At 42.1% G+C, this 11,042-nt stretch carries 10 protein-coding genes; 3 read left to right on the forward strand and 7 right to left on the reverse strand.

The window, feature by feature from the left end:
* Window positions 1-142 precede the first annotated feature (142 nt).
* From pulA to thpR, 3 genes are read right to left on the reverse strand one after another with little or no spacing between them, the layout of a single operon-like run.
* Entirely contained in the window at window positions 143-2,278 is a 2,136-nt protein-coding gene (gene pulA, locus A3M5_RS0112830; RefSeq protein ID WP_018394189.1) for a type I pullulanase, read from the reverse strand.
* Entirely contained in the window at window positions 2,275-3,234 is a 960-nt protein-coding gene (locus tag A3M5_RS0112835) for an NERD domain-containing protein (RefSeq protein WP_018394190.1), read from the reverse strand. The genes pulA and A3M5_RS0112835 overlap by 4 nt, the downstream gene beginning before the upstream one ends.
* Before the next feature lie 4 nt (window positions 3,235-3,238).
* Window positions 3,239-3,787 carry an RNA 2',3'-cyclic phosphodiesterase gene (gene thpR, locus A3M5_RS22975; protein ID WP_018394191.1) on the reverse strand — a complete coding sequence of 183 codons (549 nt, stop codon included), beginning with the start codon at window positions 3,785-3,787 and terminating at the stop codon, window positions 3,239-3,241.
* 135 nt (window positions 3,788-3,922) lie between these two features.
* Here thpR and cysK point away from each other — a divergent pair, with 135 nt between their 5' ends.
* Complete coding sequence (gene cysK, locus A3M5_RS0112845) at window positions 3,923-4,855, forward strand: cysteine synthase A (RefSeq protein WP_018394192.1); 933 nt, start codon at window positions 3,923-3,925, stop codon at window positions 4,853-4,855.
* A gap of 48 nt (window positions 4,856-4,903) precedes the next feature.
* On the opposite strand, the gene pepV is transcribed toward cysK, so the two are convergent.
* Window positions 4,904-6,325, reverse strand: coding sequence for a dipeptidase PepV (gene pepV / locus A3M5_RS0112850; RefSeq protein ID WP_018394193.1), 1,422 nt, complete (start codon window positions 6,323-6,325; stop codon window positions 4,904-4,906).
* A 328-nt stretch (window positions 6,326-6,653) separates the two neighbouring features.
* Here pepV and A3M5_RS0112855 point away from each other — a divergent pair, with 328 nt between their 5' ends.
* Window positions 6,654-6,875, forward strand: a complete 222-nt coding sequence (locus tag A3M5_RS0112855; protein ID WP_018394194.1) for a DeoR family transcriptional regulator — start codon at window positions 6,654-6,656, stop codon at window positions 6,873-6,875.
* Window positions 6,876-6,925: 50 nt separating this feature from the next.
* Here A3M5_RS0112855 and A3M5_RS0112860 read toward each other — a convergent pair whose 3' ends face one another.
* Complete coding sequence (locus A3M5_RS0112860) at window positions 6,926-7,636, reverse strand: pseudouridine synthase (protein WP_018394195.1); 711 nt, start codon at window positions 7,634-7,636, stop codon at window positions 6,926-6,928.
* Window positions 7,637-7,656: 20 nt separating this feature from the next.
* Window positions 7,657-9,282, reverse strand: a complete 1,626-nt coding sequence (locus A3M5_RS0112865) for a putative polysaccharide biosynthesis protein (protein WP_018394196.1) — start codon at window positions 9,280-9,282, stop codon at window positions 7,657-7,659.
* Window positions 9,283-9,402: 120 nt separating this feature from the next.
* On the opposite strand from A3M5_RS0112865, the gene A3M5_RS0112870 reads away from it, so the two are divergent.
* Window positions 9,403-10,671, forward strand: a complete 1,269-nt coding sequence (locus A3M5_RS0112870) for a BaiN/RdsA family NAD(P)/FAD-dependent oxidoreductase (RefSeq protein ID WP_018394197.1) — start codon at window positions 9,403-9,405, stop codon at window positions 10,669-10,671.
* A gap of 53 nt (window positions 10,672-10,724) precedes the next feature.
* On the opposite strand, the gene A3M5_RS0112875 is transcribed toward A3M5_RS0112870, so the two are convergent.
* The gene (locus tag A3M5_RS0112875) at window positions 10,725-11,036 is read right to left on the reverse strand and encodes a rhodanese-like domain-containing protein (protein WP_018394198.1); all 312 of its coding nucleotides are present in this window, start codon (window positions 11,034-11,036) and stop codon (window positions 10,725-10,727) included.
* Window positions 11,037-11,042: the final 6 nt, after the last annotated feature.

An 11,042-nucleotide genomic window follows, 5' to 3' on the forward strand; every position in this document is an offset into this window, starting at 1 on the left:
TGCCTCACCTGTTTCACAGAAAAAGACAGCAGCCGCTTTGAAAAACAATTACTGTCTTTTTAATTTATAATATCGTACTCTTTATTGTCTGAAGTATTGTATCACGAATACGCGCTTTCCACCAGTTCATTTCAAGACAAAGCTACCGAACAAAGACTGCACAGCTAAATCCGTCTATATAGCCGGTTACAAGCCCTTTTGCAACTGGTGTAGTACCAACAATTGAACCGGATACAATTTGATCCCATGGGTCGCCTTCTGGAAGAATGAAGCTCGAGATGGAGGCACCGGTGTTGAATGATAGTAGTATATCGTGCCATGCACCATAGAGGCCGACATCTTTTAACCAGATCGACAATGTATCGACATTTGATGGCCATCTCACAATATGATGACAAATCTCTTCTTCTGTCCGCATCCGCCATGCACCGTGTGATTTACGGAGCTTGATTAAACCTTTCACGTACTCCACTTGATCAATGTATTCCCCGCGTCGGCGCCAGTCGATTTGATTAATTATATCAGAACTCGTGTAGCTATTTTCGACACCATGCTTCGTCCGGCAAAATTCCTGTCCAGCGTGTAAAAATGGAATACCTTGCGACAATAAGACAAATGCGGTTGCGAGCCGGTGTTTTCGTTTATTTTGCAAAGTATCTCCCGGAAAACAAGCTTCAAGTTTATCCCAAAGTGTGTAATTATCATGGCATTCCACATAATTCACCGATTGTGCGGGTGAATGAAATAGACGGTCTATACCTGCACACCCTACATTTGCTGTATACGCCGCAAAGGCATGATCCATCAATTGTCTATTCCCAAAAGCAAAGCCCGGTTCAAATAATTGAAACGTGCTTCCTTTAATAGAATCTCGAAACCGATCATTAAAAAAGGCCGTGCCCGGCAGCTGCTGTTCATTTTGAATCGTTGCTTTTTTCTCTGCTGAAAGCGCTGTGTTTAAATCCCATCCTTCTCCGAGAATGACCGCATCAGGTTTCTTTGCACGTATCCGCTTTACCGCTTCCTGCATCGTTTCTACGTCGATCAGTCCCATTAAATCAAATCGGAATCCATCAAGATTGTACGCCGTTAACCAGTATTCAAGCGAATCGAGAATGAATTTCCTCGCCATTTTCCGCTCCGATGCAAAATCATTACCGCATCCTGATCCGTTTGATGGCATACCATCTGGCCCTTGCCTGAAATAATAACCAGGAACAAGCCGTTCAAATGAAGACGTTTCACGAATAAATACATGATTGTAGACGACATCCATAATGACGCGTAGTTCTTTTTTATGAAGCGCTTCAATCATCCTCTTCAGTTCCACTGTACGAGCATATAAATCAGCGGCATTCGTACTGAAACTGCCCTCAGGAACATTGAAATAAAGCGGGTTGTATCCCCAATTATAGTTGACAGATGCATCAACATCCGAAACACCGAAAAAATCAAAAAAAGGTAAAAATTCAATATGTGTCACGCCGAGCGATGCTACATAATCCAGTCCTGTCGGCTGTCCGTCTGGACTTTGCGTTCCTTCTTCCGTTAAACCAAGGTACTTTCCACGCTGTTTAATGCCGCTTTCTGGCTGAACAGATAAATCCCGAATAGATGCTTCATAAATAACCGCATCGATCGGTGATGAAAACGGCGGCAATTTGTTTTGTGGGACATGCATATGATTTTCATCAACAATACGCGCCCATTCACTATGGACAGACACCATTTTCGCATACGGGTCTACCGCTTCATGCCAAATATTATTAATACGCACTTGATACTGGTAATAGTAACCTTCTGCCTGTTCAGGCAATGTGGCTTCAAATGTACCGCGGGGTCCTCGCTTCATCGTAATGTAGCGAAGCGGACTGTCAGATCGTTCTTTAAACTTCACGAATGCTTCTGTGGCCGTTGGCGCCCATACGCGAAAGTTTGTTTTTTCCGGACTATACATCGCCCCGAGCTCACCATCGTAATAAAATAAATGATCAAACTCTTCTGTTCGAATGACAGATCCCATTTGCAAATCAGTCCGCATCAACCGTTCATCGAGAATAATATGCACGGACCCAAAATCCGGAGTCTCGGATATGTGGCAAACATATTTCACCATCATCTCAAATTCCTGCTTTTCCACAATCGTCATTTTTGTCACGTCATGCCCACTTTCGATATAGAAAAAAGCAGATTTTCCATCGTAGTAGTGCTTAGGTAACAAAATGGTCACTTCATTTAATTTATCTAAATACGCATTAAATGGACGGGTGTTCATCATTTTGATTCCTCCTCTTCCCATTCTGGGCGGCGGATGCTGATCGTGTCTGCATGATCCAGCAATGCTTTAGCGGCTTTTAGCTGAATCATCTTAAGTGGCGATGACACCTTTCTCATATAGTGAAACCAAGTGTCAAACGCACGTTTATCAATGTAGTCAATACCTGCCGGCGCGCTGGGATAATCAATATAGCCATTGCGGGATAAAATCGCCTTTCGAACTGGAAGATCAATCTGTTCATATCGCAAAAGCTTGTTGACGAGCGTCTCTGTTCTCGACAGCGATACGACCGGGCTAAGCAGCTTTGATTCGGCCTCGCCGTATCGTTTCGTCCAGAAGCGCTCCGCAGTTCCTGAAAAAACGGCATCATTTTGTTCTTCTAAAAAAGTAAGACACCACACTTCAATCGGCGTCATGATGACGATATCAAGTTCAACAGTTGCTTTTTGAAAACGTAAAACAGGTTCGTAAAAGACGAGAAATGTATCTGGCAGACGCTGCAATAAAAATTTCAACCGTTCATCAACGTAGTATTTATGATCAAGAGGTGATTTATGAAGCAGCGTCGAACTCGCCCATTTCACCTGAAATTGATACATTTTTTCAACGAATAGCTTCTTCGCATCCTCTTCTGTGTGTAAAAATGTCGATTCTGTCTCATTAATAGAAAACATCGGTGTATCTTCCGCTTTCTGAATCGATTCTTCCCCCGATAGTTGACACTCTTTTTTTGAAAAGAATGAACGAAAAAAACCGGTTCGTTCTTTTTCCGGTTCAATCATCCAGTCATCTTCTAATTGAATAGGCTCTATGAATGATACCGCTTGATGATGCGCCCATTTCTCTTGAAACCTTCTCCATTCCTGTTTTTTCAAACGGACATAGCGAGCTGGATAATGAAACAAATCATTTTCATAACGGGATATGTAATTTTGTAATTTAATTAACTGCGCCATGAGATTAGTCCTCTCTCGTTTCGTTTAACAAGTATGACCATTTTTTTGTATATTTAGGCTCTTCTAAACGATTTGTTTCATACAACGCCACTTCATTTATTGTAATATTATTCCATTCTGGTGCAACAACAGGTTTATATGGTTTATCCCCCTTCCACTTTCTCGCCGTTGTCAAATGAGGACGGTATGGTCTTTCATCAAGTTTGAATCCCGCTTTTGTGCAAACATTCACAGTAATCGACTGCAATTGGTACAATTCTCTTGGTTCGTCCGTGCCTATCCAGAAAATACGTGGGGATGCTGGCAGACCAAATGTATAAAAAGAAGTGAGCCTTAGTGGAAATGAATGTGTCTCTTTTAACGATTCTTCCAGCTGGGCGCATACTTCTTCAAGTAACCTTTCTTCTGAATCACCGATAAACGCCAGTGTAATATGATAATCTTCTGGATGTGTAAATTTCTTAAATGGTAATTGATGCTGCTTCATTTCATGAAAAATAGCCTTTTTCATATCATCGGGTATTACAATCGCGAAAAAATAATGCGGTTTCATTTTCTCCCCCTGAGTTTATCTTTAGTTTAACAAAAAAGTATATATCATTTATTATGTTTTTTAAATCATTGTGTATGGATTGGATTTATTTGAATGATGTGATTTAATAAAAGGTATAGAAAGGATGACTTTTTAATGAAAGTGGTTCATAATATCGCACATTTGATTGGCGACACGCCTGTCGTCAAATTGCAGCGTCTGTCGCCTAAACATGGAGCGGACGTATACGTAAAATTAGAATTTTATAACCCGAGTAAAAGCGTGAAAGACCGTGCCGCTTATAATATGATAATTGAAGCAGAAAAATCAGGAAAACTGACACCTGGTGCGACCATTATCGAACCAACAAGCGGCAACACTGGTATTGGCATTGCGATGAATGCCGCAGCCCGGGGTTACAAAACGATTCTCGTTATGCCCGATACAATGACGAAAGAGCGTATCAATATTTTAAAAGCGTACGGCGCCAAGGTCGTGTTAACACCAGGCGATAAAAAAATGATGGGGTCGATCCAAAAAGCAATTGAACTGGCAAAAGAAATTCCCGGCAGTTATATTCCAATGCAATTTGATAATCCTGCAAATCCAGATGCCCACCGCGGCACAACATCAGCTGAAATTATCGATGCAGTTGATCAAATTGGGAAGAACTTCGCCTCATTTATTGCCAGCTCCGGAACAGGTGGCACCATTACAGGTACAGGTGAAGAGTTAAAGAAGGTGTATCCCAATTTGACGGTACACGTCGTTGAGCCAGCGGGATCTCCTGTATTATCAGGCGGCCAGCCGGGCAAACATAAACTCATCGGCACGAGCCCTGGCTTCGTTCCGAAAACACTAAACATCGATGTGTACGACTCCATTTTTAAAATTGAAGATGATGACGCCTATACTATTACACGCCGCTTAGCCGCAGAGGAAGGCATTTTAGTCGGCCCTTCCGGAGGTGCGACGTGTTTTGCAGCGATCGAAGTGGCGAAAACATTATCGAAAGACGATATCGTTATCTGTATTGCACCTGATACCGGTGAACGATACTTATCAACAGACGTTTTTCAATATAAATAATAAGATGGATCCCCCTTTGAATAGAAAGGGGGGATCTTTTAATATACGTCATTCTTTCTCATTCTTGCCCGCCAGTTCCACTATTGTCCGTGCATAAATCGCCGCAGCTTGAAATAAGTCTTCAACAAAAGCATATTCATCTTTTTGATGTGCGACATCTGGACGTCCCGGGAACAGTGCACCGAATGCAACACCTGTTTTCAAAGCGCGTGCATACGTCCCGCCACCGATTGACAGCAGATCTGCTTTTTTGCCCGTCTCTTCTTCATATACACGCTTCAATGTTTCAATAAGTGGATCATCCGGTTGCACATAATGAGGTTCACTATTCGATATAACAGACAATTCCGCTTTTTCTTTTTGAATCCTCTTTTTCAGCTTTTGTATTTCTTCATTAAACGAAAACGATACCGGATAGCGCACATTTACGCCAATTTGAGCAGACTTCCCTTTTTCATAACGAAAAATCGCTGCATTCACAGTTACGTCACCCATTTCAAGATCCGTCGCCGCAATCCCTAATGCCCGTCCGCGCGTGTCACCATCGAAATAACGTATCATAAAATCAATATAAGCGATAGATGCTGTATCAAGACGCTGATTGCTCAAAAATCTAGCTAACATGAGCGCCGCATTTTGTCCGAAATCTGGCTCCATTGCGTGTGCAGATGTTCCTTTCATTTCTAGAACAACAGCACCGTTTTCAATGTGATAATTGCCTTCAAAATTGGACTCATTTATATATTCTGTGTAGTTTTGTAAAAAAAGTGTATGATTTTGATCGATTAATAAAGATGCACGGGCAAAATCAGGTACCATATTATACCTTTCTCCACTTTCAAATGCTATCATCGTAACAGCCGCCTCATCCGGCGCTGGCAATGAGAGCTTGATCTGGACATCAGCAATTCCTTTTTCCGCAAAAATAATTGGAAAATCAGCATCTGGAGCAAATCCAATATCCGGCATTTCTTCCGTTTCAAAATAACGCTCGACACATTGCCAGTCACTTTCTTCATCGGTGCCAATAATCATCCGTACCCTTTTTTCTAGTGGGATGCCAAGCTCTTTTACAATTTTCATCGCGTAATAGGCCGCCATTGTTGGTCCTTTATCGTCAATCGCTCCCCTGCCAAATAATTTACCCGATTCGAGTTCTCCACCAAACGGTTCGTGCGTCCAGCCGTCCCCTGCCGGTACAACATCCACGTGGCATAATACCCCAATAAGTCCGTCTCCTGAGCCTATTTCTAGGTGTCCAGCCACATTTCCTGTATTTTTTATTGTGAATCCATCTTTTTCACCGAGTGAAAGCATATAATCGAGTGCCTCTTTTACGTGAGTTCCAAACGGTGCTTCTTTTGTCCTCCGTTCGGTTTTAACACTTGGAATTTGAATGAGTTTCTGAAGATCAGCTATAAATTCATCGCGCCGCTCCAGTATTTCACCCATCCAGTTTATATTATTCATAGCGATTCCTCCTTGTTTTTATTTTACAACGGAACGTGTTGACAAACCAACTTCATATTTATTCACTAAATTGTAAATTTTCTGAATATAAATTTACAATCAGTGTTATTTTCCGATTAAAGGCATAATATCATTAAAAAAGGGTAAACAAAGTGTAAATTCAACCTTTTTTTCTAGCTAAATAAGAATAAATACAGTACACTTTAGTTGTCAGACACTTTATACTATTTTGCAAAGGAGATGTCTGAGACACTTTATTATAATTGGTAAGATCATTTGCTGCCGTCTGTTGTTATGCCTCAGGGAAAAAAGACGAGGGAGTGGTTTTTTGAAACCGACTACAAATCGGATGCTAAATCGCATTAAATCCGTCTACATGTATATTAAAGAAAATGGTACTGTGACAACACAGGATATTGTAGATGAGTTTGGCATCACCCCGCGCACCATTCAACGCGATTTAAATGTACTAGCTTATAATGAGCTCGTCTTTAGTCCAACACGCGGAAAATGGACAACGACAGAAAAAAAGGTGAGAATGACATCGTAACCCTTTCATACTAAAAAAAACGGCTGTCCGCGATGCGGGCAGCCGTTTTTTTAGTTTTCTTTTAGGATATTTACTTCTTCTTCCGTCAGTTCCCTGTATTCACCGAGTTCAAGTGATTCATCGAGTGCAAGCGGCCCCATCGATAAACGCTTCAAGTACAGCACTTCTTTATCAACCGCTATAAACATGCGTTTCACTTGATGGAACTTCCCTTCTGTAATCGTCAGTTCGATTTCAGATTCAGCCCCGTTTGATAAAATGACGAGTTCAGCTGGCTTCGTTAAATAACCATCTTCCAATGTCACACCTTTAGCAAAAGCTTGCACATCTTCCGTCGTTACATTCCCTTTTATTTGAGCAAAATACGTTTTCCCCACATGTCGCTTCGGTGACAGCAAGCTATGAGACAATTGTCCATCATTCGTTAGCAAAAGCATGCCTTCTGTATCTTTATCAAGGCGTCCAACTGGATGCGGCTCGAAATGTCTGTGAGATTCATCGAGCAAGTCAATGACCGTTTCATCGCGCTTATCTTCTGTTGCCGACACGACACCATCCGGCTTATTCATCATTAAATAAATAAATTCACGATACTCAACCGGTTCATCGAAAAAACGGACATCATCCACAACCGGGTCCACATGGATTTTCGCATCTTTCACCATCGTTCCATTTACCGTTACGCCGCCACTTTTAAGCAGTTTTTTCACTTCTTTACGAGTGCCAACCCCTGAATTCGCAAGCATTTTATCAAGACGCATATCGTTCCTCTTTTCTAAAATTAAGCTTTTTTCAAGCGTAGTTTTCGTTTAATTCCATCCAAGCGTGAGCCAAATAAAGTATCTAAAAGCCCTGATTTACTGCTCAAGGCAAAATACACAATCGCTCCCGTAGCTGCGCAAATGATAATAGTCAAGAAAGACGGCCACAATGAAGCTGGAGAAAGAACGAGTGACAGCAAGCTATATAGACCGAACACGACAATGGACATCACGACATTAAACAAAACAATCAAGCTGATTTTTTTTCCAATCGATCGGAGTGAATAGCCAGCAAAGTAACGAATAACAAATAAGTTAATCGTAATCGATGACACAAATCCGAGTGCTGTTGCATAGACCGCTCCTTCTGTTTCAAACATTTTTATAAGCGGAATATTAAGCGACAGTTTCACTAAAATACCTGTCAGCAAACTTAATATGGTAAATCGCTGCTCATTGATTCCCTGCATAATGGCTGCTGTAACCGAGAAGAGCGCAAATAAAATGGCCACCGGTGCGTAGACACGCAGCACGTCCGTTCCAAGCTCGCTATGAGCGTAAAATACCGTATAAAGCGGCTCTGCCAGCAGCGCAATCCCGATCGCTGCCGGTATCGTTAAGAAAAGCAATACTTCAAATGTTTGATCAAGCTGCCGCTTCACAGTATGCTGATCACCTTTTACAAATGAACTCGTTATCATTGGCACTAGTGTCATCGCAAAAGCAGTCGCTAGTGAAACCGGAATAATGACTAGTTTTTGTGTACTGAAGTTCAACACACCAAATGCCGCGACGACCGCCTGATCCGCTAGGCCAATTTCTGACATGGCCCGTGAAAAGGTTACTTGGTCAATGAGCTGATAAAGCGGAATGGCTATGCCGACAAAAACAAACGGAATCGCATAAAGCACAATTTCTGAATACATACCGAACAAGGACACATCTGTCTGCCCTTTGTCTTTTTTCACCAGTTCATCCAATTGCTTTTTCCGCTTGAAAAAATACCAGAATAAAACAAGAAGACCGAAAATTGCTCCAATAAAGGCAGCGAATGTTGCTACACTTATCGCTGTGACAACGGAGCCACCCATTAAATGAATCACAATGTATGCACCAGTAAGCAAAAAGGCTATGCGGGCAATTTGCTCCACAACCGTTGATACAGCGGATGGTCCCATTGATTGATGCCCTTGGAAAAAGCCACGCATTAAACTCATGAACGGGACGATGATGAGTGCAAAACTCACAGCGCGAATGACGGTCGTCACTTGTTCAACCGTATAGACTTGCTCACTGTCTGGAATAGACAATTCTGCAAAAAATGGCGAAAATATATACATAATAAGAAAAGCGGAAAAACCCGTCAATGTCATCAATAAAAGACCTGACTTAAAAAGCTTTCGCCCAACCGCATATTCTTCAATCGCATTATATTTCGCTATGTACTTGGATACGGCAAGTGGCACACCTGCAGTTGCGATGCTAATAAAAATGGTATATGGCACGTAGCCGTAGCTATACAAAGCAGCCGCTTCTTCTCCACCTATAATTTTATAAAATGGAATAACATAAAAAAGACCAAGAAACTTTGAGATGAACGTTCCGATCGTTAAAATGAACGTTCCGCGTATTAAATTGGATGACATCGTTTAATCCCTCATTCTTATAAATAGAGCACCAATTAATAGTGTAACTCTTTCATTTGTTTCTGACAATTTTTTTCACGTCTGCTATAATGAACAAAGTTTGAATTAGGAGATGACGTTATGTACGACGTAATCGTTGTAGGCGGTGGGCCCGCTGGACTGATGGCGGCTATTGCAGCTGGACGCGCGGGTGCACGCACACTGTTAATTGATAAAGGGAAAAAACCAGGCAACAAACTGCAAATTTCTGGCGGCGGCCGATGTAATGTAACGAACCGGCTGCCAGTGGAAGAAATCATTCGCCATATACCGGGCAATGGACGATTTTTGTACAGTGCCTTTTCCGTCTTCAGCAACGAAGACATTATCCGCTTTTTCGAAAATCTCGGTGTAAAATTAAAAGAAGAAGATCATGGCCGCATGTTTCCCGTGTCCGATCGGGCGCAGGATGTCGTTGAAGCACTGCTTGATGAACTAAAACGTCTTCGTGTAGATTTGCGGCTTGAATCACCTGTGAAAAAATTATTGATGAGTGACGACCGAATGATCGGTGTCCGGCTCAAATCTGGCGAAGAAATTCGCGCTGGGGCTATTGTACTCGCAACCGGAGGCAAAGCGGTTCCGCAAACCGGATCAACGGGCGACGGGTATCCGTGGGCAGAACGCGCTGGACATACGGTAACGGAACTTTTTCCGACAGAAGTACCGATTACGTCAAAAGAACCATTTATCGTCAACCGTTCGATGCAAGGACTGGCGCTTCGTGACGTCAGCTTATCCGTGCTAAATAAAAAGGGCAAAACACTCGTGACGCACCGGATGGATATGCTCTTTACCCATTTCGGATTATCGGGGCCTGCAGCGCTTAGATGCAGCCAATTCGTCGTGAAAGAATTAAAGAAAAATGGATCCCCTGTCTACATGTCCATTGACGCATGGCCAGATGGCAATGAACATGAAGTAGGCGTCCGAATTCGCAAATGCTTAAAAGAAGAGCCAAAAAAATCTATAAAAAATAGCTTGAAAGGCCTGCTTCCGGAACGTTATTTACACTTTTTGCTTGAACGTGCAAACATTGATTTAGAAACACCCGGTAATCAAGTGGCAGACAGCGCGATTCGTGAACTCGCTTCATTGATGAAATCATTTAGAATTGCCGTCAATGGCACGCTGCCACTTGAAAAAGCATTTGTCACCGGCGGCGGCGTATCTGTAAAAGAAATCGAACCAAAAACAATGGCATCAAAAAAGAAACCCGGCCTCTTTTTCTGTGGGGAAATTATCGACATTCACGGCTACACGGGGGGCTACAACATTACTTCCGCACTGATTACCGGTCATATTGCTGGCACAAATGCAGCTGGCATAAGTAAATCTCTTTTATCGTAACGAAATCTAAAAAGAGACTGTACGAAAAATCGCACAGTCTCTTTTTTTCTTTTTTATTTCGGTACTATCTCACCTGTATAGTCAAGCATTCCGCCTGTCATATTTGTTGCTTTATAACCATTTTCGATCAAATAGCGCGATACATTTTCGCTACGTTTACCGGAGCGGCAGATGATAATATATTCTGTTTCTTTATCGAGACGGTCTAGATTTTCAGGAATTGTGCCCATAACAATATGTTCAGCTTGTGGAATCATACCTTCTGCTACTTCTTCTTCTTCACGTACATCGATCAGTTCAATCTTTTGCCCGCTTTCAACCTTTTGTCTTACTTCTTCTGCTGTAATCGTTGGAATCACTTTCATCATCCC

Source organism: Bacillus sp. 37MA (assembly GCF_000372765.1).
GTDB lineage: Bacteria > Bacillota > Bacilli > Bacillales > Domibacillaceae > Domibacillus > Domibacillus aminovorans.